The sequence below is a fragment of the Parasphingomonas zepuensis genome, assembly GCF_036663735.1.
Taxonomy (GTDB): Bacteria; Pseudomonadota; Alphaproteobacteria; order Sphingomonadales; family Sphingomonadaceae; genus Sphingomonas.
Window position 1 is genome coordinate 182,727 of sequence record NZ_JAXOJO010000002.1, and the last position, 25,607, is coordinate 208,333.

A 25,607-nucleotide genomic window follows, 5' to 3' on the forward strand; every position below is an offset into this window, starting at 1 on the left:
TTTAATAGACCATAATCGGCGCGAGCGGCGCGCGGCTGCCCGATCGTCCGGCGGTGCTCGTACGTGCAAGCGCAATGATGATGGCGGCTCACTATCCCGACGCCGGTCCCAAACCCCGCACGTCCTGCATAATTGCAGCCCCGAGCTGCACCCTCCACACCTTGCCTGCAAAATTCCCAAGCGTAAGGGAGAAGCACAAAAGTTTTGGGAAAATTGGATATGCGCCTCATCGATCATCACGTCGCGGGCCTCTCGGGTGGCGGTTCGGGCCGCACCGGCGATGTGTTCAATCCCAATACCGGCCAGGTCCAGGCGACCGTCAATCTCGGCGACCAGGCCGTGCTCGATGCCGCCATCGCCGCCGCGCAGCAGGCGCAACCCGCCTGGGCCGCGACCAACCCGCAGCGCCGCGCCCGCGTGATGTTCAACTTCAAGGCGCTGGTCGAACAGAACATGGACGCGCTCGCCGAGCTGCTCTCGTCCGAACACGGCAAGGTCGTCGCGGATTCGAAGGGCGATATCCAGCGCGGGCTCGAGGTGATCGAATTCTGCTGCGGCATCCCGCACGTGCTGAAGGGCGAATATACCCAGGGCGCCGGCCCCGGCATCGACGTCTATTCGATGCGCCAGCCGCTCGGCATCGGCGCCGGCATCACCCCGTTCAACTTCCCCGCGATGATCCCCCTGTGGATGTCGGGCGTGGCCATCGCCACCGGCAACGCCTTCATCCTGAAGCCGAGCGAGCGCGATCCGAGCGTGCCGGTGCGGCTCGGCGAGCTGTTCCGAGAGGCCGGCCTGCCCGAGGGCATCTTCCAGGTCGTTCACGGCGACAAGGAAATGGTCGATGCGATCCTCGATCATCCCGCCATCGCGGCGGTGAGCTTCGTCGGCTCCTCGGATATCGCGCACTATGTCTACAGCCGCGGCGTCGCGGCGGGCAAGCGCGTCCAGGCGATGGGCGGCGCCAAGAACCACGGCATCGTCATGCCCGATGCCGATCTCGACCAGGTCGTCGCCGATCTGTCGGGCGCTGCCTTCGGCTCGGCTGGCGAGCGCTGCATGGCGCTGCCGGTGGTCGTACCGGTCGGCGAGAAGACGGCTGTCGCTCTGCGCGAGAAGCTGATCCCGGCGATCGCAGCACTGCGCGTTGGCGTGTCGACCGACAAGGATGCGCATTACGGCCCGGTGGTCAACGCCGCGCACAAGCAGCGCATCGAAAACTGGATCCAGACCGGCGTCGATGAAGGCGCCGAGCTGGTGGTCGACGGCCGCGGCTTCGAATTGCAGGGGCATGAGAAGGGCTTCTTTATCGGCCCGTCGCTGTTCGATCACGTCACGCCCGACATGCAGGCCTACAAGGAAGAGATTTTCGGTCCCGTGCTGCAGATCGTCCGCGCCGACGATTTCGAACATGCGCTCCGCCTGCCGAGCGAGCATCAGTACGGCAACGGCGTCGCCATCTTCACGCGCAACGGCCACGCCGCGCGCGAATTCGCTGCGCGCGTCAATGTCGGCATGGTCGGCATCAACGTGCCGATCCCGGTGCCGGTCGCCTATCACACCTTTGGCGGCTGGAAGCGCTCGGCGTTCGGCGACACCAACCAGCACGGCATGGAAGGCGTGAAGTTCTGGACCAAGGTCAAGACGGTCACGCAGCGCTGGCCCGACGGTGGGGTTGGCGATGCCGCCAATGCCTTCGTCATCCCGACCATGGGGTGAGGCATTTGCTCGGCTGCCTCGATTTCTATTGCCACGGACCCGTCGGGATCCGTGGCGATAAGGGTCAGGCGGTGGCCGGGCTGCCTTCCACCGAATTGCGCCCCGCCACACTCTCGAACCGCGCATGATATTTCGGATGCTCGGTGCCCATCCACCGGTCCCACCAGGTGAAGTAGAGCCCGAAATTATAACGGCCCTCGCTGTGGTGCAGGTCGTGGTGCGTGGTCGTCGTCAGCCAGCCGGTCCACGGCGACCGGGTGAAGCCCGACCAGGCGAGTTCATGCCCGGAATGCCCGATCGCGTTGCGCGCGATCTGGTGGCCCATGAAAATGAACGCGGCGAGCGGATAGACCGGCCCGAACCGCGACAGGAGCAGCAGGGCGATCGGGACATACAGTGCCTCGAACACGGCTTCGATCGGCGCAAAGGCATAGGATGCCCAGGAGGTCGGCGTGCGCGACTGGTGGTGCGCGGCATGCGCCCGGCGGAACATCGCCCGGAGATGGAGCCCGCGGTGCATCCAGTAGAACCAGGTGTCGTGCGCGATCGCCAGCGCGACGATCTGCACGGCGATGATGCCCGGATTGAAATCATGCGCGATGCCGATGACGCCGCCGGCGACCAGCGAGAAGGCGATCAGATCGACCACGCCGAAAACGGCGACGGTCTTCACCGACAACATCACCTCGCGCCGGCGGTCCGCCATGGTCGCAGTGCGTTGCTGGATACGGCGCGGGGCGATCCAGCGGCGCAACAGCCAATAGAGCAGCGCGATTCCGGCGGCCCCGATCAGGTATCGGATCATCTCTATGTTGAAGCTGTGCAGCCAGTGCGCGCCAATGGTTTGCAGGATTCCGATCACGCTGATGCTCCGTTCGATTGCGGTCTGTCAGGTGTCTATGCAGCCGCGGCCGGCGAGGCTGCGTCAGGGCAAAAAATGCCGATCGATTCCGGAATCGATCGCATCTTTTCAGTTCCGCACGATGTTCGCCCGGCGATATTCGCTCGGCGACTGGCCGACCGTTTCGCGGAACGCGCGGTTGAACGGGGCGAGCGAGCCGTAGCCCAGGTCCATCGCGATGGTCAGGATCGGCAGGTCCACATGAGTCGGATCGACCAGCAACGCCCTGGCTTCGCCGATGCGATGATGGTTGAGGAAGGCCGAGAAGTTGCGATAGCCAAGCCGCTGGTTGATCAGGCTGCGCAGCCGGTGCTCCGGCGTTTCCAGCAGCTCGGCCAGTGCGCCGATGCTGAGGCCCGGCTCGCGATAGACCGCCTGCGCGATCGCCGCTTCCAGCTTGCGATTGAGCACATGTTCGGATGGGCTGAAGCTCGGGGCGGGGGCGGTTTCCGGTTGTGCGGGGTCGAACAGCAGGTCGGGGTCGCTCTGCAGCAGGGCCACGCCCATCGCGGTCGTCGCGATCAGGATGGCGGCGGCCTGGGCGAGGGCGATGCCCGGGTCCGCACGGCGAAATCCGAACAGCATCTCCAGCACGATGACGACGAAGGCCAGCGTGCCCACCACGACCACGAACCCGACACGCAGCTGGCGGCGCTTCTCGATCAGATCGTCGCCCCGTTCGCGGATGGCGATCAGGATGGCATGGCCGGCCAGGACGAGGGAGGCACCACGCTGAACCCAGGCGATCTCCACCCGCAGGTCAAACCCGGCGATGCGAGCGAAGAAGAAGCAGGCCCAGCATCCGACGGTCACGATGATGCCCGCGATCAGGGCCCGGCGATCAATCGGCCGCTCGAACAGCAGGTGCGCGAAGATCCACAGCATCAGCGGCACCGATTGCGCGGCGAGCTGGATGAGCGCCCAGACTGCTCCCTCGGTGGGCCTGAACAGATAGGTCGCGAGCGTGAGGTAGCAGCTCACGCCGATCAGCAGCATCGCCGTCGCGATGCGGATTCGCCTCGGTGCCTGGCCACGCCCGATCACCATCGCGATCAGCAGCAGCTGGCCGATCGCCAGCACCCGCATCACCGTGTCCAGAAGCATCAGTTGCGCCATATCGCACCCGTTATGGCTTGGCCGCGAAACCCCGTCCATCGCGCCTGTGGGAAATCTCCAACAAGCACGATAGACATGCCTCCCGTGTACGGAAACTCCGCTTCGCCGGCCAGGCGATCCGGTTTTTTTCCTTCAGGAACATCCAGATGACCCAGCAATTCGACCTCACCGACGATCAGCGCGAGATCCAGGACCTTGCCCGGAAATTCACCGCCGATCGCATCACCCCTTTCGCCGCCGAATGGGACGAGAAGCACATCTTCCCACGCGACACGATCAAGGCCGCGGCCGAACTCGGCTTCGCGTCGATCTACGTCTCGGAGGAAAGCGGCGGGATCAATCTCGGCCGGCTGGAAGCGGCGCTGATCATGGAGTCGATGGCGTATGGCTGCGCCTCCACCTCGGCCTTCATCTCGATCCACAACATGGCGTCCTGGATGATCGACCGTTTCGGCAGCCAGGCGGTGAAGGACAAATATCTCCCCCGCCTCGTCACCATGGACGAGATCGCCAGCTATTGCCTGACAGAACCCGGCTCGGGCTCCGACGCCGCGGCGCTGAAGACCAGGGCGGTGAAGGACGGCGACGATTATGTCGTGACCGGTTCCAAGCAGTTCATCTCGGGCGGCGGCGAGAACGAGATCTACGTCACCATGGTCCGCACCGGAGAGGATGGCCCGAAGGGCATTTCCTGCCTGGTGATCGAGAAGGACATGCCCGGCGTGAGCTTCGGCGCGCAGGAGCGCAAGCTCGGCTGGCATTCGCAGCCGACCGCGCAAGTCATGTTCGACGGCGTCCGCGTGCCGAAGGAAAACCTCGTCGGCGCCGAAGGGGAGGGGTTCCGCATCGCGATGATGGGCCTCGACGGCGGCCGGCTCAACATCGGCGCCTGCTCGCTCGGGGGTGCGCAGCGCTGCCTCGACGAGGCAGTCAAATACACCAGGGAGCGCAAGCAGTTCGGCACCGCCATCGCCGATTTCCAGAACACCCAATTCATGCTTGCCGACATGGCGACCGAGCTCGAGGCAGCCCGCGCTTTGCTCTACATGGCCGCCGCGAAGGTGACCGCCAACGCCCCGGACAAGACCAAGTTCGCCGCCATGGCCAAGCGCCTCGCCACCGACACCGGATCGTCCGTCGCGGACCGCGCGTTGCAGCTCCATGGGGGCTATGGCTATCTGATGGACTATCCGATCGAACGCTTCTGGCGCGACCTGCGCGTCCATTCGATCCTCGAGGGCACCAACCAGGTCATGCGCATGATCGTCGGCCGGGAGCTGACACGGCAGTGAGCGATGTCCTCACCCCACGCGACGGCAAGGTCGCCCGCATCCGGCTGAACCGGCCCAAGGCGATCCATGCCCTCACCACGGCAATGTGCGCCACGATCCTCGATGCGCTGGAGGAATGGCGCACCGATCTCGATATCGAGGCAGTGCTGATCGACCATGCCGAGGGCCGCGGTTTCTGTGCCGGCGGCGACATCCGCATGCTCGCCGAAAGCGGCGCGAAGGACGGCGCCGAAGCGCGTGCCTTCTTCCACACCGAATATCGCATGAACCACCGCCTGTTCACTTATGCCAAGCCGGTCGCCGCCTTCATGGACGGCATCACCATGGGCGGGGGCGTCGGCCTGTCGCAGCCGGCGAAATACCGCGTCGCGACCGAGAACACCCGGCTCGCCATGCCGGAGACGGGCATCGGCCTGTTCCCCGATGTCGGCGGCGGCTGGTATCTGTCCCGCTTGCCGGGCCGCACCGGGCAATATCTCGCGCTGACCGGCCACCGGCTCGACGGCGCCGAATGCCTCGCGCTCGGCCTCGCCAGCCATTATCTGCCGGGCGACCGGCTTGACGACGCCAAGGCACGCATCACCGCGGAGCCCCAGCGGATCGCCGAGATCCTCGACGAGCTGTCGGTACCCGCCCCCGACGCCCGCATCCTGGGGCATCGCGACGCGATCGACCGCCTGTTCGCGTCCGACGTGCTAGAGGATATTGTCGCTGCGCTGGAGGCCGATCCGGGCGAATGGGCGCAGCAGCAGCTCGCCACCTTGCGCACCAAATCGCCGCAGACGATGAAGGTCTCGCTCCGCCTGCTCCACGAAGGCGCAATGATGCCGACCTTCGAGGACGAGATGCGTCAGGAATATGCCGTCGGCGCGCATGTCGTGCAGCGTCACGATTTCCTCGAAGGCGTCCGCGCCGTCATCGTCGACAAGGATAACGCGCCCCGATGGGATCCGCCCACGCCAGAGGGCGTGACCGATCACGTCATCGATCAGATCTTTTCCCCCTTGCCCGACGGCGAGGCCTGGACCCCCGCATAAGGACATAGCCATGGCAGACTACGAAACCCTCCTCGTCGAGCAGCGTGGCGCCGTCACGCTGATCACGCTCAACCGGCCCCAGGCGCTCAATGCGCTCAACAGCCAGGTGCTCGCCGATCTGATTGCCGCGACCGCCGCGTTCGACGCGGACGACAGCCAGGGCTGCGCGGTCCTCACCGGCAGCGAAAAGGCCTTCGCCGCAGGCGCCGACATCAAGGAGATGCAGGCCCAGGGCTTTGCCGACATGTACGGCCACAATTTCTTCGCCGGCTGGGAGAAGTTCACCGCGACGCGCAAGCCGATCATCGCCGCGGTCGCCGGCTTCGCGCTTGGCGGCGGATGCGAACTGGCGATGATGTGCGATTTCATCCTCGCCGCGGACACCGCAAAGTTCGGCCAGCCCGAGATCAAGCTCGCCGTCGCGCCCGGCATGGGCGGCTCGCAGCGGCTAACGCGCGCCGTGGGCAAGGCCAAGGCGATGGAGATGTGCCTTACCGGCCGGATGATGGGCGCCGAGGAAGCCGAACGCGCCGGCCTCGTCAGCCGCATCGTCCCCGCCGCAGATCTGGTCGAGGAAGCGCTGAAGACCGCCGCGACGATCGCCTCGATGGCGCCGCTTGCGGTCAAGGCGAACAAGGAAATGGTCAACGCGGCGTTCGAGACCGGGCTCGCGATGGGCGTGCAGTTCGAGCGGCGCCTGTTCCACGGCCTGTTCGGCACGGGCGACCAGAAGGAAGGCATGGCGGCGTTCGTCGAGAAACGCCCCGGTAACTGGACGGGGAAGTAACATGGCACGCGTCGGATTCATCGGTCTCGGCAACATGGGCGGTGGCATGGCCGCGAACCTCGCGAAGAAGGGGCATGACGTCCGCGCCTATGACCTTTCAGCCGAAGCGCTGGAGCGGGCCAGGGCCGCCGGATGCCTGACCGTCGCCAGCGCCGCCGAGGCCGCCGACGGCGCCGAGGCGATCATCACCATGCTGCCCGCGGGCAAGCATGTGGAGCAGGTCTATGGCGAAAGCCTGTTCGGCACAGCGCCTGCCTCCGCGATCCTGATCGACTGCTCGACGATCGATGTCGCCACGGCCAGGCGGATCGGTGAAGCGGCGCTCGCCAAGGGCCTGTCAGCGGTCGATGCGCCCGTTTCGGGGGGCATCGCCGCGGCCAATGCCGGCACGCTCACCTTCATGGTCGGCGGCAGCGCCGAAGCTTTCGATCGGGCCGAGCCCTTCCTGTCCGACATGGGCAAGGCCGTGATCCATGCCGGAGACAGCGGCACCGGACAGACCGCGAAGATCGCCAACAACATGCTGCTCGGCGCGACCATGGTCGCGACGTGCGAGGCGTTCCTGCTGGCGCAGAAGCTCGGCCTCGACCCGCAGAAATTCTTCGATATCGCCTCGGTCTCGTCCGGCCAGAGCTGGTCGATGACGAGCTATGCGCCGCTGCCCGGCGTCGGTCCGGATACGCCGGCCGATCACGATTATCAGGGCGGCTTCGCGACGGCGCTGATGCTCAAGGACCTGCGCCTCGCCATGGAGGCTGCGGCCGAAGCGCATGCCGACACCCCGATGGGCGCGAAGGCCGCCGAGCTCTACGAACGCTTCGCGGCGGAAGGGCAGGGCGGGCTGGATTTCTCCGCGATCATCCGCCTGCTGGACGGCGCGCACTGATCGACGGCCGATCGGCCCATCCGCCGCGCAAACGGCGGACGGGCCGCGCCCCCTTACAGCTTGATACGCAGGCCCATCGTGTAGGAACGGCCGATCGTATCGAACAGATAGGTGTTGGTCGGGATCGTCCCGAACACGAAGAAGGTGCCGCTCTGCCGCGGCGGCGCCTTGTCGAGCAGGTTGTTGACCGTGCCGAACAGCTCCCACTCATTGCCGCCCACGTTGAAGCGATAGCTCGCCGTAAGATCGGTATAGGCGACGGCCGGGATGCTGTTGTCGTCGATGTCCACGCCTTCGCGGAAGGTGGAATCATAGGTGCCCGATCCGATGATCCGCTCGTTGATGTTCACCCCGAACGGCCCGTTGCGGTAATTCAGGTCGATGTTGAAGTTCCAGCTGGGTATCCCGCCCGACAAGCCGGTCTGGCCGGCCCGGTCGACCACCGCCGCGCCCTGCACCTGAGTGGAGAGTTCGAACACGTGCGACGCGAGCACGCGCAGGCCGAGCGAACCCTGGCCCACCGCCGTGCGATAGCTCGCTTCGATGTCCAGTCCGCTGGTCTTGAGCTGGTTGATGTTGAGATAGCCGTTGTTCACCCGGAAGATCACGCCGTCGGCATCGCGCTCGATGCGGCTGCACAGGTCGGTCGCGCCGGCATAACACTGGTTGACGATATTCTGCGTGCCGAGCTGGCCGATCGCTCCTTCGATCGCGATGTCGTAATAATCGACCGAGAACTGGAAGCCGGGCACGAAGCTCGGCGTGAACACGCCGCCGATGGTGAAAGTGTCGGCCTTTTCCGGGACGAGATTGGTACTGCCGGTCGCCAGGCTGACGACCGTGGAGGCGGCATTGTTGCGTGTCGGATCGGTCACCGCGCCGGCGCCGGCCGGAGAGCTCGAATAAAGCTCCGTCAGGTTCGCGGCGCGGATATCCCGCGAGCGTGTGGCGCGAAAGCGCAGGTCGTCGATCGGGCGCCAGTTGAGGCCCAGCTTCCAGGTCGTCACCCCGCCGCTCAGGCTGTAATCGGTGTATCGGATGGCCGCGTTCAGATCGAGTTCCTGAAGGAGCGTCGCGTCGCGCGCGAGCGGCACCAGGATTTCCCCGAAAGTCTCCCAAAGGTCGTAACCGCCGACGATCGGCTGCTGGTTGCTGAAGAAATAAGCCCCGACCGGCCGCGCCAGATAGCTCGACGGAACGCCGCGCGGGATCGGATAGGGATTGGCGCAGTTCGGGTTGACCTGAAGGCAGGAGATCTTCGGGCCGTTGGAGCCCGGATCCACTTTGCGGTCGACCGCTTCGCGACGATAGCCGCCGCCGAACGCCACGCCGAACGGGCCGGCCCAGGTCTCGAACGGATGGCCGCGCACCACGACTTCGACGACATCCTCCTTGGTGCGCTCCTTGGTCCAGGAACCGTCGCCGCCCGGGCCATTGCGCACGAAATCCACGGCCTGCTGCGATGCCGAATTGGGGCCGAAGATATTGTACGGGGTGCAGGCATGGTTCGGATTGGCGAGCTGGGTGCGGCAAACGACCTGCCCGTTGGCTGGATTCACCACCGCATCGACCGCGTCGAACACATGGGCGATCGTCACATTGCCATGGCCCCGGATGGTCTGGAGATTGGTGCCGTGTTCGTAATAGCCGTCCACCGTCCACTCGCCGAGCTTCGCGTTGAAACCCGCCGTGTAGCGCTGGGTATCGCTGATGCCTTCATTCTCGAGGAACCCTACCGCCGGCATCGACGTGCCGACGGTGATCGACTGCAGGTTCCGGTCGATCATCTGCTGGCGCGTGGCCTGGGGCAGGAAGGCATTGTCCTGAAAGATGGTGAGCGCGGTCGAGCCGTAGAACTGCATCAGCGTGCCGCGATATTCCGCCCGGCTGTGCGCCACCAGGGCGTCGGCGAAGAAGGTGAGCGTGTCGGACGGTTTCCAGGTGAGCTGTCCGAAGCCGGTTGCACGGCGCAGCGAGGGGAGCGGCTGGAAGTCGATGCCCTGATCCTCGCCCGTGCCGCCCAGCATCATCGTCCCGGTGCGCAGCGTGCCATATTGGAATGCCGCCGGAACGCCGCCCTCGAGGAACTGGGTGCCCGCAAGCGGGCCCGCGGTAATGAGGCCGCCCGCGGCCATTTGCGTCGTTGCGGCGCCGCAGACCTGCACGCGCGCCGGCGGCCCGGCGGGGTTGAGCAGAGCGGCGCAGGACTGGAACCAGTCGCGCTTGCGGTAATCGCGGATGCCATTGGTGTTGTAGAAGCTGCCGCTGGCCACGAGGTGCAGGGTGTCGGTGATCGGCGTGCCATAGGTCAGCGACACCTTCTCGCTGAGATTGTCGCCACGCTCTGTCACGCCACCCTGGATAAGGCCCTTCAGCCCCTTGAAGTCCGAATCGAGGATGAAGTTGACCACACCCGCGACCGCGTCGGACCCATAGGCCGCCGAAGCGCCGCCGGTGACGATCTCGACCCGCTTGACCAGTTCTTCCGGCAGCGTCGCGATATCGACTGCGCCCGATGCGGTCGATGGATTCACGCGCCGGCCGTTGAGCAGGATCAGGCCGCGCTGGGCACCGAGCGAGCGCAGGTTGAGCTGTGTGGCGGCACCGCTTTCGGGCGCGAACTGGGCACTGCTGGGGCGGATCGAATTGGCGAACTGGGGCAGCTTGTTCAGGCCCTCGCCGATCGTCGTTGGCGTCGTCGTCAGCAACTGCTCGCCCGATACCACCGTCACCGGCGTCGGTGCTGAGAAGCCGTTGCTGATCAGCCGCGATCCGGTCACCACGATATCGCGCTCGGTGTCCTCGGCCTGGGCCTGCTCGGCGGCGGGTGGCGCGGTCTGCGCCAGGGCGGCGGCGGGCATCAGGATCGCGGTGGCGAGCGCGGCGAGCGCCGAGCCGGCGAACATATGGCGGCGGGACGTGAAGGTGCTGGCGATGGTCATGATATCTCTCTCCCCTGTTTCGGCGGCTTTGCCGCTCAATCGTCCGGTACGATCGGTGGTCGGCGCCGGGGGAGCCCGCTCCCCCCGCGCTTCATTGCGGTCGGGTTATTCGGGCCGGTCCCAGATGTCGGAGCGCATCTTGTAGGGAACGGTGTCGATCACGGCCTCGACCTGGTCGATCTTGCCGCTGTCGATCTGGAAGATCTCGGCGATGCTGAAGGTCAGCGGTGCCTTGATCGGCGACGGTACGATCATGCCGTTGGTCAGCTTCATGTCGCCCACCGCCCCGGTGTGATCGAAGAAGCCGAACGCCATCACGATGCCGCGCTCGCGGTCCACGATCGGGAAGCGCCGGTTCCGGATGCTCGTCACGAACGGATAGAATCCGCTCAGCTGCTGCTTCTCGCAATCGAGCATCAGCACGTCGAACGCTTCGCGGCCCGGTCGCGGCGTCTTCAGGTTGGTGGTCTGCCCGCCATTTTCGAGCCGCTGGCAGGTCTTGGCGAACGGTGCCGAGGATTTGCCGGTGCTCGCCTGGAGGTTGGCGAAATAGGCATCCGCCACCCGAGTCAGGTCGGCCCGGCTCATCCGCGCAGAGGCTGGCACGGTGCGCAGGAATTGCGGGCGCGGCGTGCCCAGCTTGTCCATCGTCTCGCCGGGCGTGGCGCGGCCGGGGCCGCCAAAGCCGCTGCCGCGCGCCGAAAGCACTTCGATCTCGTCGATCTTCTGGTCGGAAACGCGAACGCGGATCGCGATATAGATCGGCTTGCCGCCCTCGATCACCGTGGCGAACGCCCCGGCCTGGCCCGATTCCGGATCGATGACGTCGAGCCGATAGGCGCCAAGGGCCTTCACCGTCTGCCAGATGCCGTCATAGAGCGGCAGCGCCACGCCGTTCTGGGTGGCGCGGACATGGTTCGCCAGCGGCAGCGTGCCGATATCGTTGCTGGCCATCGCGTTCAGCACCGCGGTGAGCACCCCGGTCAGGCAGGCACGGTCGCAGTCGACCGGCACGGCGAGGTTGGTGGGATTCTGCTGGGCCGGGCCGGCCATCACGGGCGGGCCGACAAGCAGCGCGGCTCCGGCGGCAAGCCGGAAAACCAGTCGAGCGATCATTGATATTCCCCCTTCGACAGTGACGGCACGGCTCGACGCACGCAGCGATCCCGCGCGAAGCGGAAGGTTGCGAAGCAGCTTGAAAGGGGGAGGGGGCGCGTCGCCCGGCGCAACAGCTGCGTCCAGCCTGCGCATCTGCGGTGCAGCCTTATCGGCTCGGTTCCGCGCATGGCGAAACCACATGCCACATCCATGCTGGCATCCTTCCCCTGTGGCGCATTCCCTATGGTGGAACTTCGCCTTGGCCTGTTCACCTATCAGTGATAGGTGTTTGCGTCAAGCAACGTCGCGAGACAGGTCGGCCCCTTTTTTTATGGAGGTGACCGGGTCGGCGGCGCGGCTGGGAACGATAAAAGGAGAGGATCGGAATGAGATATCTCGTCGCCGGGCTGATGCCGACCATAGCCCTGATGTGCGCGCCGATGCCGGTTCTGGCCAAGGACGCCTGCACCCGCGAAAGCCTGAAGGCTGCGATTGACAGCTACATCGCGGCCCAACGGTCCGGGCGGCCCGCCGCCATGCCGCTCGCCGCCTCGGTCGCTTATGTCGAGAACATGCAGAAGGCTGTGTTGTCGGGCGGCATTCTCAGCACGCCGCAGAAGATCGATTTTCATCGCAGTCTGCTGGACACGCAGAATTGTGAGACCTTCACTGAAGTCGTGATCACCGATCCGGCGCATCCTTATGTACTTGGCACGCGACTGAAACTGGCCGACGGCAAGGTCGCCGAGATCGAGACATTGGTCACGGACAGCGACGATTGGCTGTTCAAGGCGTCGATCACGTACAAATATGCGTCGGCCGAGGATTGGGGGGTAATTCCCGCGTCCGATCGCAGCAGCCGCGCGACGCTGATCGCGGCCGCCAATGCCTATTTCGACCTGTTCATGGATCCAAAGACCGTGGTTCCCTGGGGCAGCCCGTGCGCGCGGCTTGAAGGCGGCATCTACACCGGCAAGGGCCGCCCGGACGATACGTGCAACGTGGGCGTGCCGTCGGGCGTGAAGATCGTCGAGCGGCGCTTCATCGTCGATGAGGATGTCGGCGGCGTGGTGGGGCTGGTCGTGTTTGGGCAGAACCGCCTGCCGGACAGCCACATGTTCCGGGTGGAGCGTGACAAGATCCGCTACGTCCACACCATCACGGTCTGCAAGACGTTCAATTGCGGCTATCCCGTCCCGGCGCAGTTGCGCGCGCAGGAATAGCCGAAACGACGAGGAGCCGGGGCGCATCGCGTTCCCGGCTCCCTTCGGTATCGGGAACGGCGCGTCAGGCCTGCGCCAGTTCCAGCCTGGCGATGGTCCAGCCCTTGTCGGATTTCACATAGTCGGCGCTGAGCACGCGGCGCTCGGTGGACCGCACGAAGCCGCTACCTTGGGCATGCGCCATCATCGCCAGCGTGCAATCCCGCGCCAGCTCGGTCTCGAGCTCGACGATGCAATCGAGCTTTGCAGTGGCGCGGGCGCCATTTTCCGCGACCTCGATGCCGAGCGGTTCGGCCGCATGGTCCGCGACGATGCTCCGCAGGCCGTCATCGAGCACGATCTTGCGGCGGCCGCCGACCAGCCGGGCCGCCTCGTCGACTGCGCCGGCATTGAAGCGGCGCAGCCAGCTCTGCTGAAGTTCGCGGATCGCGCCTTCGTCCTCCAGGCGAGCGAGACGTTCCCGCTGTCCGTCGCTGGCCATGGCTACGACAGGCACCGCCGCTGCGAACGGCGTGGCCATGATCGCACCGACCTTCAGGAACGATCGGCGCGTTGCTGTGCTGTTGTTGCTCATCTCGTCCTCCTTCACGCCGAAACCTGCGAGAACCGCTTCACGTCGAACCGTCCGGCGTGCCGCGAATGCGCGCCGACCTGTCCGAGGCTCAGCCCCTTCTCGTCGCAATGATAACCGATGCCGACATCGTGCATGGTGCGCATGTTGATCAGGATGGTGCCCAGGGTCCCGTTGCACGCTTCTTCCAGCCAATAGGCGAAATACTGGTCGTCGCGGATCTTCACGAAGCGGCCGGATCCGCTCCAGGTCGTGCCGCCATGGCCGCTCTCCGTGAAGATGATCCAGCTGACCGTGTGCGGCGTCGAATAGAGATGCATCGAGGTGAGCCCGGGGGAGTAGTTCCAGGTCAGCGCCCGGCCGACCAGCTCGTCGGTGAACTGGTGGCGGCGATGGGACGGCGGGATGATGCCGGCCATCTCGATCACGCCGAAATAGGTCTTCGCGCCGGCTTCGTTGGCGATGTACGGCGTGTTGAGATGGCCGTTGAAACAGGTCGCCAGGCCATGATCGAAATCGACGACGACCATATGGCCATCATGGTTCTCCGTGCCTTCCAGCAAATGGCCGAACAGGAGCACGCCGGGCATCGACTCCCACGCATTGTAGCGCGCCTTGATCCATGCGCTGGAGCCTTCCTTGCGCCAAGACAGCGTATCGGCGCTCTCGAACTTATATTCCATCACCGGGCCGTCATCATAACGCAGCGTCATCGCCTTGCCGGCCAGCCAGTCGGTCGGGTCCGATCCGTTGCCCGCCATCGACGTGCGCTTTTCGAAGACCTTCGGCTTCCGCGCCGCCTCCGCGGTCTGCGCCTTTGACAGTTTCTGCATGGTTTGAAGCGGACGATAGACCCGGCGCTGGCCCTTGCCCGGTGTCGGCACGGGTACGGGATTGCCGCTGGTGTCACCGAACTTCTCGAAGGTCGCGATCTGGCCCAGGCACTCGCCCTTGCCGCGGAAGACATAATATTCGAGCTTGTCGGTCGCGTCGAAGCCAAGCCGCACGCCCACTTGCTCGATCCGGTTGAGATCCAGCACATACAGGGTGAAGACGCCCGAGAACTCGCATTCGGTGCGGGTGTAGATATAGAGTTCGTCGTTGATCTTGATGTAATCGGAAGGGCCGCAATAGCCCAGCTCGCCGCCCAGCCGCGTCAGCTCGACAAAATGCGAATAGCTGGCCGAGGGGTAGAATTCGAGCGTCTCGATCCCATTGTCCTGCTTCCACTTGAAGGCCTTGCCTTCAATGCGGTTGGTTGGTGCGTGGCGCGCCCTGGGCGCTTCCTTGCCGGGTTGCTCGACATAGCCGTGATAGATTTCGCGCATCACCTCGCGCTTGTCCTGATAGCCGCTGAACCACAGCTCGAATACCGTGGCCAGGTTCGTCTGCTGGTCGATCACCACGCTGTAACCGCGCTGCGTGCCGGGAATCAGGTGCGTGAAAAACGTGACGTGATCGAGCGTCAGGGCGCCATATCCGGCAGTCACCGCACCCGCGCCGCTCTGGGCGACCGACAGACGGTTCGCGCCGGTGAAACGGTAAGTAAGAGTAGGGCCCTTGTCCGTGACGATGCGGAGGGACTTGCCCGCCAGGGTGGTCGACAGCGGCGAAGCACTGGTCGGGCCGCTAGCTGCGACTGGCCTCAACGCGCTCAGAATCTGGCTTTCCGACAGCTTCGTATAAGCGAAGCGATGCATCGGCTCCTTGGGATAGGGCGTTCCCAGCATGCGTGATCCTCTCCTGTTGGTCTCGCATTCGTCCGGTCTACGGCGACGACAGCCACCTCGCCCGGCGAATGTTCTGCCGCCAGTCTATCAGTGATAGGTTGGCTCGCAAGCCCCTTTATGGAAGCTATTCAACTTGGTCGGGGAAGGGGGGCACTCAGTCCGGGCGGCGAGCCGCAGCCGCTTCGGCTGCCTCCTCCAGCAACCGCGCTTCGGCACCCCTGACGATGGTCCGCAGGCCGAAATCGAAGCCATGCTCGCTCAGGTCTGAAGGGCGGTCCGCGCCCCGGCTATGGGCGACCTGCTCATCGGCAGCCCAGCCGATCGTGAAGCGGATGACGGTGAAGATCACGAAGCGCGTGTCCCCACGGGAAAAGCCCACGCGCATCATCGGCGCGTAGAGCATGTCCACCGTCTCTTTCTCGAGATCCACCGGCGGAGAGGCGCCTGCATAGATCAGCGCGCCGTCTGGATAAGCCAGGATCCGGCTGCGCAGCCGCAGCCCGAGATCGACCAGCCAATCCTGCCAGCGCTCCTCCGGCCCGGGCGGGCGCCAGGCGGGACGGACCATCACGTCGGCCACATGATCGAGCAACTGCTGCTTGTTCTTGAAGTGATAATAGAGGCTGGCGCTCTTTATGCCGAAATGCTCCGCCAGCTTGCGCGTCGAGAGATTCTGCAGTCCGCCCTCCGCCAGCAGCGTCAACCCACCCTCGGCAATCTTGCGCTTGTTCAGCTTCAATCTTCGATCCTCACCTGATCCTGTTACGTAACAGCCATTCCTTGACCGATAAACCTATCACCGATAGGTTTCTGATTAGTGGTGAATAACGCCGCGAAAACGATCGGAGAGGATCATGACAAAACCCGTTGAGGCGCCCTTCAGGCGCGTGGTGCCGGTGCGTGCGCTTGCCTCGGTTGTGGCGATTGGAATGGCATTCGCGGCAGCGCCCGCTTTCGCCGCGGCACCGGTTCCCGTTGCAGCTCAGGCCAATGCCGCTGCGTGTGACGTGGCTTGCCTCAGGGCGGCGCTCGATCGCTTCATGATTGCCTTCGCGGCGCGCAAACCCGGCGATGCGCTGCTCGCCGCTGGCGCGCGCTATTCCGAGAACGGAGTAGAGCTGCCGTTCGGTCAGGGTCTGTGGCGGACGATCGACAGCTTCGGCAGCTATCGCAACAGCTTTTACGATGCGCGGGCCGGGCAGGCCGGGCTGTTTGCGACGATCGTCGAAAATGGCGTGCCGCAATTGCTCGCGCTGCGCGTAAAGCTGGTGAACGGGCGGATCGCCGAGGCGGAGGTGCTGATCCAGCGTCGCCAGGCGTCGCGGTTCCTCAACACTCAGGGTCTCACGCTCAAGCCGGTCTGGGCGGAGATCGTCCCGCCGGAAAAACGGGTCTCGCGCGATCGGCTCGCGGAGATCGCCAATGCCTATCTGAGCGCGCTCAGCACCGGCAGCGGCAAGGCCGTGCCGTTCGCCGATGAATGCGAGCGGCACGAGAACGGCATCCAGACCGCCGGGGCGCGTCGCACTCTGCCGCCCGCGGGCGCGACTCCCTCGGGCGGGTCCGAGATCCAGCTGATGCGATGCGCGCAGCAATTCGATTCGGGCTCGACCGTGTACATCCAGTCAGTCGATCCGCGGCGAGTCGCGGTGATCGACGAGGCACGTGGCCTCGTCTTCGGCATCTTCTATTTCCAGCATCCCGGCGACATCGTTACCATCAGGAATCCGGACGGCACCACCCGCGCAATGCCGGAGGCCGCGATCCGGCCATTCACCGTGCCGGCGGCCGAGATGTTCAAGGTCGTGGACGGCAAGATCGTGGCGATCGAAGCTGTCGCCGTCACCGTGCCCTATGGTTCGCCATCGCCCTGGAAATGACCGGGGGCAACGCGCTCAGGAATAGGTCATCTTGCGCAGGAGAGCGTCGGCCCAGGCGAGGAAATCGTCGACGCTCTTGTGCATCTCGCGGGCCGATGCGCGATATTCCACCAGCGCCTGATCGAGCAGGACTGCGGGCCATTTCGTCTGGTGCATCGCGATCCGGCTGCGCATCTGGGCAAAACGCTGACGGAACTCTTCGGCGACGGCTTCGGCGGTCGGCAGGCGCGACGCGGCGACTTCGGGCGGCCCGACCTGTTCGAGCGTGTGCATCGCGGTGGCGAGTTCCCGCCGCAGATCGACCAGGGCCCTTCGGCTGTCGCCGGTTTCGATTGCGGCGAGTGACGTTAATTGACCGTGAAGATTCCGGAATTTGGTGATCGCCTTGGGAAGATCATCTTTCACGCTTAGCTCTCCGGATCATTATGCGGCACATCCTTCGGTTCCTGCCCGATACCCGGCCGACAACTGGTCGCGAATGTCCGGCAGGCGATGGTCGATCCGTAGCGCGGACCGGTTAACAAAATCGCTTTGCCGGCCGACCTTGCGCATCGGACGCGCGTCGATATCGGCGCCTATTCGTTCGGCGCGGCGAAGATCCGTCTGCGTCAGGGCTGGTCGACGATGTCGATCCAGACGGGATTGCTGAACGCCTGCGCTCCTGCGCCGTCCGTGACCGTCAACGCATACCAGCCAGCCCGCGCGGGCCAGGCAAAGTCGGCGCGCGCCTCGCGCGGCAGCCCGGTAAAGCTGCGCGTCTCGGCAACAATACCGTTGACGACCAGGCTCGCCGATCGCAGGCCGCCGATCGCGCTCAGCCGGAACCCCGCCGCCACGCTGCTGCCCGACGATCGGCGTACGGTCGTGCCGAACATCCGGTCGGGCAGGATCAGCGGGCCGCGCGTGACATAGGATGCGCCGGCAAGCAGTGCCGCGACATAGCTGTCGGCACTCACCGCGCCGGCGGGATGGGCATAGACCCGCACCGATCCGCTCACGCCTGCCCAGACGTCGTGGGTGTCGGAGCCGCCCGTCAGATAATAGCGATGCCCGCCGTTCCACAGTCGCCATGCCAGCGCGAGCGTCTTTGCGTCGGCCGCGCGACCAGTCTCGGTTTCGCCGCTGCCGTTCAGCTCGAGCAGGTCGAAGCGCGGATCGAATCCGCCTGGCGCGAGCCCGGCCGCGACATTGTTGATATAGCCTTCTCCGCCGCCGAACGGATGGTTGAGCTGCACGGCCGTTGCCCCCAGCCGGCGCGCTTCGTCCAGCACGGCGCCCACCTTGGCCTGACTCATGTCGATCGAGACCCGGCCGTCGGGGTGGATCGGATAGGCGTTGAAATGGCCCCAGGAGGTGGTCAGCTCTACTCCGGGCAAGCACGCCGCTCCCGCCCGCGCCGCGATCGCACAGAGCGGCGCGGCATTCCGCATGTCGTCATGATCGCTGATGAAGAGCGGGTTCAGGCCCGCGGCGAGCTGCGACCGGGTCAGATCAGCGATCGGCGTGACGGCTTCCGCCTGATCTGCGTGGTGATGGATATCCGCGCCGAACCAACCGCTTGCTGCCGGATCGAAGGGGCGGGGCAGGGCGACCCGCACGACCATGTCCTGCCCCGATTGTACCGTTACCCGCTCGACGCGCGGCGTGCTTAGAAACCCGCCGCCGTGGCTGACGGAGAAGGCATAATGGCCCGGCGCCAGCGTCACGACGCTGCGGCCGGTCTTGTCCAGGTCAGTGAAGAAGACGTGCCGGCCGAGATATTCGACCACAGGGCGTTCGCCTTCCAGCACCGCGATCCGCGCAGGAATCGGCGCGTGCGTGGCGGCGTCGCTGATCTCGAAGCGCACCCGCCCCGGCGGCCGGAGCGTGGCGAAATCCTGCTTCAGCCTGGCCCCTGCGGCGATCCCGATGGGGACTTTTTCGGTCGAGGCAAAGCCCGCGCCGGTCGCATACAGGGCGTAATCGCCAACCGGCAGCGACAGGGCATAGCGGCCGCCTTCCGATCGCGCCCAGGCATAAGCGACATTGTTCTTTTCGACGATGACCGTCCCGTCGGCAACCGCGCCTCCAGCAAGCGCGGCGATGGCGCCGTCGACCGTGCCTGACGGGACGGCGCGGCGCGCGATTTCTGCCCGAACGGCTGGCGCAAGGTCACCCGATGGCGTTGCCTGCAGCCACCCGGCAAGGCTCGTCCGGCCACCGGGCGGAAGATCGATGCGGCGGTAGAGATCCTTCTGCTCATAACCGACTCGGTCCGCATAGGGCGCGTGCAGGGTGATAGCCCAGTCCCGGTCATAGGCGCTGACGCGGTCGGCCAGCGCCCCGGTCGTTGCCCCGGAATCGAGGGCCTTGCCGTTGGCGCCGACCAGGCCGGGCATCGCAAAGAACGCACCGCCCTTTGCCCATAAGGTCAAACCCGATGAAAGGCCGCGATGATCGATCGTGCCGCGGTTCGTCAGCTCGACCAGGATGCCGATCTGGTCGGCGCCGTCGGCGAGGCGATAGGTGGTGCGGACCTCGACGCCCTGCCAGACGCGCGTGACGCGCACCACCGCCTCGGGGCCGCCCGGCGAGACGATCTCGACCTCCGGCCGGACCCCGGTCCACGGGCTCCAGCTGTTGGGCAGGAAATCGGCAAAGGCGATATGGTCGCGGCCGATCACGCCGCGCTCGACCGTGGCGACATCGATGATCGCACCGCTCGGCGCGCCCCATGGCGGGGTCGAGCCGATGGCGATGCCGACCGCCATCCGATCGTTGACGAGCGTCAGGTCGTCAGCCGCGACCGCTTCGCCGCCGACGATCGGCGTCGGCCCGTGCACGATGCGCACCTCGGCCCGGGCGGCATTGCCGAACGCCAGGCACGCGACAATGAACAGAGCGCCCGTCGACCACCCCTGAAACCGGCGGATCAGCGTTCCGCGCCGAAATGCACGGTGCCGGTCACGCCCCAGGTCCGCGGCTTGGCGTAGACGCCCGCCACGGTGCCGTCGAACAGCGTATTGTCATAGCCATAGACGCGATACTTCTCGGCGAAGATGTTGTTCACGAAGAACGCTGCCTCCCAGACATTGCCCGGCGATACGTAACCGATCCGGGCATTGGCGACGTCATAGGCGCCCTCCCGCTCTACCGGCGCGCACAGCACGGTGAAGCAGAATTTGTCGCTATGCTGGAAATCGCCCTGCAGGGACGCCATGCCGCCCAGGAAGGCGAATTCGTATCGGGCGAGCGCATTGCCGGAAAAGCCCGGCGCCTGCGGCAGGTTATGCGTCTCGATCGTGGCAAGATCCGGCAGCGCGACGTTGCGGACCTGGGTGTGCAGAACCGAACCGCTTGCCTGAAGCGTGAGGCCGCGAAGCGGTCGTGTGGAGAATTCGACTTCCACGCCCTGCGATTTCCCCGGCAGGTTCACCACCGTCTGCACCGCGCCATATTGGGCGAAGGCCTGATAGTTGTGATATTCGTAATGGAAGGCCGCGATGTTCAGCGTGGTGCCGGGCGCCAGCGTCGCCTTTGCACCGAGCTCATAGGCGTCGAGCTTCTCCGGGCGATAGGGAATGCCGTTGAGCGTGGCGACCTCAGCGCCCGGGAACGGCGTCCCGGTCGAGAAAGTGAAACCGCCGCTCTTCGATCCGCGATTATAGCTCGCGTAGAGCAGCAGCTGTTCGACCGGCTTGTAATCGATCTCGGCCCGCGCGGTGAGGCCGCTGAACTTGGGCGTGGCATCGGCCGGCGTCGTCAGCACACCGGTCGATGGCTGAGTCACCCCGAACGATCCGTAGGACACTTCGCGCGGATTGAAGGTGATCGATACGCCCGTGCTCGGCTCGGCGCCGAAATAGCTGCCGCGGCGCGAATCATGCCAGTAACGCAGGCCGCCGATCAGCTTGACCTTGTCGGTGACGGCCCATTCGTCCTGCGCGAAAAAGGCGAAGGATTCGGTCCGCTGCGAAAAGGCGACCAGCGGATCATAGCCATAGAACAGGTCGGCATATTTGCCTGTGTAATGGCCGTCCACGATCAGGCCATAGGCCCCGACCGTCAGTTCGTTGGCGCCGAGATGCGCCTGCAGCCGCACTTCCTGCGATCCCTGGTCGATTTTCGATCCCTGGTAGAAGAACACCCCGTCGGCCGGCGACGCGTCCCCGTCCTCGACGTAGAATTTGGTGCCGTGCTGGTAGTCGGTGATCGAGACGAGATCGAGCCCGTCGCCGAGGCTGGCCTCGATGCGCAGGGTCGCGCCGAACAGCTTGCGGTCGACATAGCTCGGGTCGGTCGCTGCGGTCTTGTAGGGATCGCCGCCACGCGTCGGGTTGATCGCGTCGTTGCGATAGCCGGCGCCCGTCTCGCCCGGGCCCGATCCCCAATAGGCGCAGCTCTCGTTTGCGCCGAGCACTTCGCCCTGGAACTGCGCGTTCGGGCAGCTCGCGACCAGCGAATAGAGGCCCGCCTGGCGTTCGCGCGGCGCGCGCAGATAGCGCAGCGTCAGTCGGGTCGAGATATCCGGCGTGGGCTGCCACGCCACGATGCCGCGCAGCGCCCAGTGATTGTTCGCGCCGCGTGCCGGCATGCCGGGGTTGATATTCTCGATATAGCCCTTGTCCCGGTCGCGGATGCCGGCGAGGCGGACTTGCAGCGTATCGGTTATCGGGCCGGAGATCGCGCCCTCGGTAACGAGCTGGCCATAGCGGCCGACCGTGACCGAGGCGTAGCCGCCGAATTCCCGGGTCGGCTGGTTCGAGATGAACTGCACCGCGCCGCCGGTGGCGTTGCGCCCGAACAGCGTGCCCTGTGGTCCGCGCAACACTTCCACACGGGCCAGATCGAAGGTCGGGAAGCTCGCCAGGTTGATCGAGCTGGAATAGCTGTCGTCCTGATAGACCGCGACCGGCGGCTCCTGCTGGTCGCCATAATCGTTCTGCGACACGCCGCGGATGTTGAACACCACCTGCGCGGAGGAATAGGCATTCATCTTGAGCGTCGGCACCGCGCGCGTCAGGTCGGTCGCGTTGGTGATGTTGAATTGCTGCAGCGTCTCGCCCGACAGGGCGGTGATCGCGATGCCGACATCCTGCAGCTTCTGCTCGCGCCGCTGCGCCGTGACGACGATGTCGGTGGGGTCGTCCGCGGCGGCGGTGGCGGTCTGCGCCGCCGCTCCGTCGGGGACCATCGACAGCATCCCGGCGACCGCCGCGCCCGTCAGCCAGGCCTTGCGCAAACCCGTTCGTCCCATTGCCATAGCGAGTCCCCTTCGCCGGATTATGTCTCTCCGCTGTCGCCCGGCAGCCGTGTCTTTATTGCACAACTGTCCATTTCGATTGGGTAACGACCATTCGGCGATGGTCCACACAAGTTATTCTTATCGAAGCCGCGCCTCGGCCGGCCTGCGCCTGGCGAGCAGCAACGCCGTGGCTACTGCCGCCAGCATCAGCACCAGGAAGACGAGGAAGATCGCGAGATTATAATAGACCATCGCCGCCAGCGCGACGATCGACAGCGCCAGCGCGAAGCCCGGCGCCAGCGGATAGAGCGGCGCGCGATACGGCCGGTCGAGCGCCGGCTCGGTCCGGCGCAGGCGGAACAGGCTCGCCATGCTCATCAGGTACATCACCAGCGCCCCGAACACGGAGATGGTGACGATGCTCGCGGTCAGCGACTGGCCCGCGATCCCGATCAGGCTGTCGCTGTAGATCGCCGCGACCCCGATCAGCCCGCCTGCGACCGTGGCGATATGCGGCGTGCGGAAACGCGGGTGCAGCCGCGCGAAGACCGCGGGCAGATAGCCGGCGCGGGAGAGCGCGAAGATCTGGCGCGCATAGCCCATGATGATCCCGTGGAACGACGCGACCAGCCCGAACAGGCCAAGCCACACCAGCATGTGCAGCCACCCGCTCGACGCACCGACCACGGTCTTCATGGCCTGCGGCAACGGATCGTTGAGGTTCGACAGCGCCTTCCAGTCGCCCGAGCCGCCGGCGAAGATCATCACGCCGAACGCCAGCGCCGTCAGCGTCAGGATGCCGGTGACATAGGCGATCGGGATGGTGCGGCGCGGATCGCGCGCTTCCTCCGCCGCCATCGCCACGCCTTCGATCGCCAGGAAGAACCAGATCGCGAACGGAATCGCCGCGAAGATGCCGCCGATCGACCCGATGGCGAAGTGCGAGGCGCCGCCCCAGCCGTCCGCCGCGAACTGCGACCAGTTGAAGGCGGGCGCGACCACGCCCATAAACACCAGCAGCTCGCCCACCGCGAGCAACGTGACGAACAGCTCGAAGGTCGCCGCGATGCGCACGCCCGCGATGTTGAGCAGCACGAACACGACGTATGCGCCAAGCGCGGCATGCTTCGGGTCGAGCCCGGGGAATTGCACGTTGAGATAGGCGCCGATCGCCAGCGCGATCGCGGGCGGCGCGAAGACGAATTCGATCAGCGTGGCAAAGCCGGCGATCGCCCCGCCCACCGGCCCGAACGCGCGGTGGCTATAGGCGAAGGGCCCGCCCGCCTGAGGGATCGCGGTCGTCAGTTCGGTGAAGCTGAAGATGAAGGCGACGTACATCGCCGCCACCACGATCGTCGTCACCAGGAAGCCCAGCGTCCCGGCGGTCGCCCAGCCATAGCTCCAGCCGAAATATTCGCCCGAGATGACCAGCCCGACGGCAATGCCCCAGAGATGGAAGGCATTCAGATTCCTGGCGAGCGTGACGTGCTGATGGCCCTGCATCGATGTCCCCCCGTCCCCGCCAGGCGCCGTGCCATACGGCGCGGCCGCGGATCCGCCGAGCACTGAGTATCACCCCGTCGCCCGGCTCTGGAAAGACCCGTTGTGCGACGCAGCGAAATAAAGCGTTCAGGGGTGGACGTTGCGCCGGAGCGTGATCGACAAATCCGGGTTGAGCGGCTGCCGGCAGGCCCAGCGCAATGGGTGGCGCACGCCCTTGATCTCGATCTCGGCCTTGAGCCGCAGGCCCTCCCACGCGCTGCCCGGCGGCAGCATCAGCATCGCCTGGCGAATGCCGGTCGGACGGGGATAGCCGGCATCGACGCAGCCGCCGGCAAGGATGCGGCCCTGCTCGTCCTGCACGTTGAGGCGCAGTACGCCCGGTACGGCTGCCACCCCGGCATTGGCCAGCCCGATCACCAGGCCGGCCTGGCCGTCCCGTTCGAACGCCCAGACGAAGGACGGATAGACCCGGTACCCGATCCGCCGCGCCGCCTCGTCGATCGGCCCGGGGAAACGGTCGTAATAGCTCAGCACATTGGCCGCCGCCTCATTGTGCCAGTTCCACACCGACCAGTAATTGGCGCCGACCGCCAGCACGTGATCGATGATCCTTTCGTTCAGCGTAATGCCCTGATCGAGCCCGAGCTGCGACGGCTCGCCCGTCGTCATGCCGACTTCGCTGATCGCCGCGGTCCAGGGCGGGCGGTTGCTCAGTGCCTCGATCTGGGTGTTCTCGATGAAGATCGTGTCGCTGCGGATCCAGTTGCCGCTGCGCACCGTGCGGTCCAGCATGTCGGCATTGCCGACAGTGTTGAAATCCGGCTGGGTGTTGGTGACGAGGGGCGTCCTGCTCCAGGCCGCGATCTGGATTTCCAGCATCTGCCGCCATGTCTGCTCGGCGATGATGTCGCTGGGGAAAACATGCCCTTCGAACGGCCAGCTGTGGCCTTCGCCCCAGAAGCCGTACATCATTGTGTCCATATATTCGATCGCGGGGCTGCCGTTCAGCGCGTCTGCAAGCAACGCGTTCAGCTCCGCGAACGCGGCCAGATAGGCCGGGTGGTCATAGCGGGGCAGGGCATGCCGCTTGCTGTGCCGGATCTGGCTGTTATCGCCCGGCCAGCTCCCCTTCAGACGCAGATACGGCACTTTCTCCATCAGGAAGGCCGGCATGCCCGGCTCGGCGAAATCCGGGTTCTCCAGCATGATGCGGAACCCGATCTGCTTTCCATGGCGCCGCGCCAGATCGAAGGTGATCTGCCACCAGTCGGGCAGGTCGAGGCGGCCCGGGCGCTGCTGCACTTCGCGCCAGTTGGGGCGCAGATAGACTTTCTGGACGAAGGGAAGCTGGATCAGATCCTCGATCGACCGTTCCAGTGACTGGCCGGGGATGCGCGGCGGCCCCGTATCGCCCGAGACATAGACGGTCAGGCCCATGCCGACATTCGGCACGATATCGCGCGAGGCGGTCGTGACCATCACCACCTCGCTGCCGGGCACGACCGCACCGGCGCCATATTGCGGAAACGGCCCCTGGTGGAGGCGGTCCGATACGGGTGGACCATTGCCCCAGTCGAACCCGCTCCAGAGATGTTCCGGCATGCGGGCGGTGGCCGGGCGGGGGGCGGCAAGCCCGATCCCCCCGGCGGCCCCCGCCGCCAGCACCGTCCGCCGGCTGACCCCGCCGGTCACCGGCCC

The 25,607-nt window shown here is 65.6% G+C and carries 18 protein-coding genes and 1 pseudogene; 7 read left to right on the forward strand and 12 right to left on the reverse strand.

Translation table 11 applies throughout. The features are described from left to right. The first annotated feature begins 219 nt into the window (after positions 1 to 219). On the forward strand, positions 220 to 1,719 hold the full coding sequence (locus U1769_RS07405; RefSeq protein WP_332714246.1) for a CoA-acylating methylmalonate-semialdehyde dehydrogenase: 1,500 nt from the start codon (positions 220 to 222) through the stop codon (positions 1,717 to 1,719). Positions 1,720 to 1,783: 64 nt separating this feature from the next. Here the strand turns inward: U1769_RS07405 and U1769_RS07410 are convergent, their stop codons facing one another. Next, positions 1,784 to 2,581, reverse strand: coding sequence for a sterol desaturase family protein (locus tag U1769_RS07410; protein ID WP_332714249.1), 798 nt, complete (start codon positions 2,579 to 2,581; stop codon positions 1,784 to 1,786). Between the two features lie 108 nt (positions 2,582 to 2,689). Beyond that, the gene (locus U1769_RS07415) at positions 2,690 to 3,724 is read right to left on the reverse strand and encodes an AraC family transcriptional regulator (protein ID WP_332714252.1); all 1,035 of its coding nucleotides are present in this window, start codon (positions 3,722 to 3,724) and stop codon (positions 2,690 to 2,692) included. Positions 3,725 to 3,882: 158 nt separating this feature from the next. Here U1769_RS07415 and U1769_RS07420 point away from each other — a divergent pair, with 158 nt between their 5' ends. The 4 genes and pseudogenes from U1769_RS07420 to mmsB form a co-directional block, all read left to right on the forward strand. After that, the gene (locus tag U1769_RS07420; RefSeq protein ID WP_332714255.1) at positions 3,883 to 5,028 is read left to right on the forward strand and encodes an acyl-CoA dehydrogenase family protein; all 1,146 of its coding nucleotides are present in this window, start codon (positions 3,883 to 3,885) and stop codon (positions 5,026 to 5,028) included. Next, positions 5,025 to 6,065: an enoyl-CoA hydratase/isomerase family protein gene (locus U1769_RS07425; protein WP_332714257.1), complete on the forward strand. Its 1,041-nt coding sequence runs from the start codon at positions 5,025 to 5,027 to the stop codon at positions 6,063 to 6,065. The genes U1769_RS07420 and U1769_RS07425 overlap by 4 nt, the downstream gene beginning before the upstream one ends. A 10-nt stretch (positions 6,066 to 6,075) precedes the next feature. Further along, positions 6,076 to 6,852 (forward strand): enoyl-CoA hydratase, encoded by a 777-nt coding sequence (locus U1769_RS07430; RefSeq protein WP_332714260.1) that lies wholly within the window; start codon positions 6,076 to 6,078, stop codon positions 6,850 to 6,852. Continuing rightward, positions 6,842 to 7,738, forward strand: a pseudogene (gene mmsB / locus U1769_RS07435) (3-hydroxyisobutyrate dehydrogenase); the annotation flags it as partial. The gene U1769_RS07430 and the pseudogene mmsB, both read left to right, overlap by 11 nt. Before the next feature lie 53 nt (positions 7,739 to 7,791). On the opposite strand, the gene U1769_RS07440 reads toward mmsB, so the two are convergent. Then, a complete protein-coding gene (locus tag U1769_RS07440; protein WP_332714263.1) occupies positions 7,792 to 10,680 on the reverse strand; it encodes a TonB-dependent receptor domain-containing protein in 2,889 nt (962 codons plus the stop codon). Between the two features lie 105 nt (positions 10,681 to 10,785). Continuing rightward, on the reverse strand, positions 10,786 to 11,796 hold the full coding sequence (locus U1769_RS07445) for a DUF8021 domain-containing protein (RefSeq protein WP_332714268.1): 1,011 nt from the start codon (positions 11,794 to 11,796) through the stop codon (positions 10,786 to 10,788). 368 nt (positions 11,797 to 12,164) lie between these two features. Here U1769_RS07445 and U1769_RS07450 point away from each other — a divergent pair, with 368 nt between their 5' ends. Then, complete coding sequence (locus tag U1769_RS07450) at positions 12,165 to 13,001, forward strand: DUF8021 domain-containing protein (protein ID WP_332714271.1); 837 nt, start codon at positions 12,165 to 12,167, stop codon at positions 12,999 to 13,001. A gap of 64 nt (positions 13,002 to 13,065) precedes the next feature. On the opposite strand, the gene U1769_RS07455 is transcribed toward U1769_RS07450, so the two are convergent. The 3 genes from U1769_RS07455 to U1769_RS07465 all read right to left on the reverse strand — a co-directional run bounded on the left by U1769_RS07455 (position 13,066) and on the right by U1769_RS07465 (position 16,041). After that, a complete protein-coding gene (locus tag U1769_RS07455) occupies positions 13,066 to 13,575 on the reverse strand; it encodes a hypothetical protein (protein WP_332714274.1) in 510 nt (169 codons plus the stop codon). An 11-nt stretch (positions 13,576 to 13,586) separates the two neighbouring features. Then, on the reverse strand, positions 13,587 to 15,302 hold the full coding sequence (locus tag U1769_RS07460) for a MoaF N-terminal domain-containing protein (RefSeq protein WP_332714277.1): 1,716 nt from the start codon (positions 15,300 to 15,302) through the stop codon (positions 13,587 to 13,589). A gap of 154 nt (positions 15,303 to 15,456) precedes the next feature. After that, a complete protein-coding gene (locus tag U1769_RS07465; protein WP_332714280.1) occupies positions 15,457 to 16,041 on the reverse strand; it encodes a TetR family transcriptional regulator in 585 nt (194 codons plus the stop codon). A gap of 115 nt (positions 16,042 to 16,156) precedes the next feature. Between U1769_RS07465 and U1769_RS07470 the strand changes: the two genes are divergently transcribed. Then, on the forward strand, positions 16,157 to 17,182 hold the full coding sequence (locus U1769_RS07470) for a DUF8021 domain-containing protein (RefSeq protein WP_332714283.1): 1,026 nt from the start codon (positions 16,157 to 16,159) through the stop codon (positions 17,180 to 17,182). A 15-nt stretch (positions 17,183 to 17,197) separates the two neighbouring features. Here the strand turns inward: U1769_RS07470 and U1769_RS07475 are convergent, their stop codons facing one another. The 5 genes from U1769_RS07475 to U1769_RS07495 form a co-directional block, all read right to left on the reverse strand. Beyond that, a complete protein-coding gene (locus U1769_RS07475; RefSeq protein WP_332714286.1) occupies positions 17,198 to 17,587 on the reverse strand; it encodes a hypothetical protein in 390 nt (129 codons plus the stop codon). Between the two features lie 203 nt (positions 17,588 to 17,790). Further along, a complete protein-coding gene (locus U1769_RS07480; RefSeq protein WP_332714289.1) occupies positions 17,791 to 20,004 on the reverse strand; it encodes a CehA/McbA family metallohydrolase in 2,214 nt (737 codons plus the stop codon). Positions 20,005 to 20,093: 89 nt separating this feature from the next. Then, on the reverse strand, positions 20,094 to 22,424 hold the full coding sequence (locus U1769_RS07485) for a TonB-dependent receptor (protein WP_332714292.1): 2,331 nt from the start codon (positions 22,422 to 22,424) through the stop codon (positions 20,094 to 20,096). 120 nt (positions 22,425 to 22,544) lie between these two features. Next, the gene (gene eat, locus U1769_RS07490) at positions 22,545 to 23,909 is read right to left on the reverse strand and encodes an ethanolamine permease (protein ID WP_332714295.1); all 1,365 of its coding nucleotides are present in this window, start codon (positions 23,907 to 23,909) and stop codon (positions 22,545 to 22,547) included. Between the two features lie 126 nt (positions 23,910 to 24,035). After that, complete coding sequence (locus U1769_RS07495; protein WP_332714299.1) at positions 24,036 to 25,601, reverse strand: hypothetical protein; 1,566 nt, start codon at positions 25,599 to 25,601, stop codon at positions 24,036 to 24,038. Positions 25,602 to 25,607 lie beyond the last annotated feature (6 nt).

What these genes read in the sequence shown, in the direction of transcription:
- U1769_RS07405 (WP_332714246.1), top strand. Translation starts at nt 220, where the DNA reads ATGCGCCTCATCGATCATCACGTCGCGGGCCTCTCGGGTGGCGGTTCG.
- U1769_RS07415 (WP_332714252.1), bottom strand. Translation starts at nt 3,724, where the DNA reads ATGCTTCTGGACACGGTGATGCGGGTGCTGGCGATCGGCCAGCTGCTG.
- U1769_RS07420 (WP_332714255.1), top strand. Translation starts at nt 3,883, where the DNA reads ATGACCCAGCAATTCGACCTCACCGACGATCAGCGCGAGATCCAGGAC.
- U1769_RS07430 (WP_332714260.1), top strand. Translation starts at nt 6,076, where the DNA reads ATGGCAGACTACGAAACCCTCCTCGTCGAGCAGCGTGGCGCCGTCACG.
- U1769_RS07440 (WP_332714263.1), bottom strand. Translation starts at nt 10,680, where the DNA reads ATGACCATCGCCAGCACCTTCACGTCCCGCCGCCATATGTTCGCCGGC.
- U1769_RS07445 (WP_332714268.1), bottom strand. Translation starts at nt 11,796, where the DNA reads ATGATCGCTCGACTGGTTTTCCGGCTTGCCGCCGGAGCCGCGCTGCTT.
- U1769_RS07450 (WP_332714271.1), top strand. Translation starts at nt 12,165, where the DNA reads ATGAGATATCTCGTCGCCGGGCTGATGCCGACCATAGCCCTGATGTGC.
- U1769_RS07455 (WP_332714274.1), bottom strand. Translation starts at nt 13,575, where the DNA reads ATGAGCAACAACAGCACAGCAACGCGCCGATCGTTCCTGAAGGTCGGT.
- U1769_RS07460 (WP_332714277.1), bottom strand. Translation starts at nt 15,302, where the DNA reads ATGCTGGGAACGCCCTATCCCAAGGAGCCGATGCATCGCTTCGCTTAT.
- U1769_RS07470 (WP_332714283.1), top strand. Translation starts at nt 16,157, where the DNA reads ATGACAAAACCCGTTGAGGCGCCCTTCAGGCGCGTGGTGCCGGTGCGT.
- U1769_RS07485 (WP_332714292.1), bottom strand. Translation starts at nt 22,424, where the DNA reads ATGGCAATGGGACGAACGGGTTTGCGCAAGGCCTGGCTGACGGGCGCG.
- eat (WP_332714295.1), bottom strand. Translation starts at nt 23,909, where the DNA reads ATGCAGGGCCATCAGCACGTCACGCTCGCCAGGAATCTGAATGCCTTC.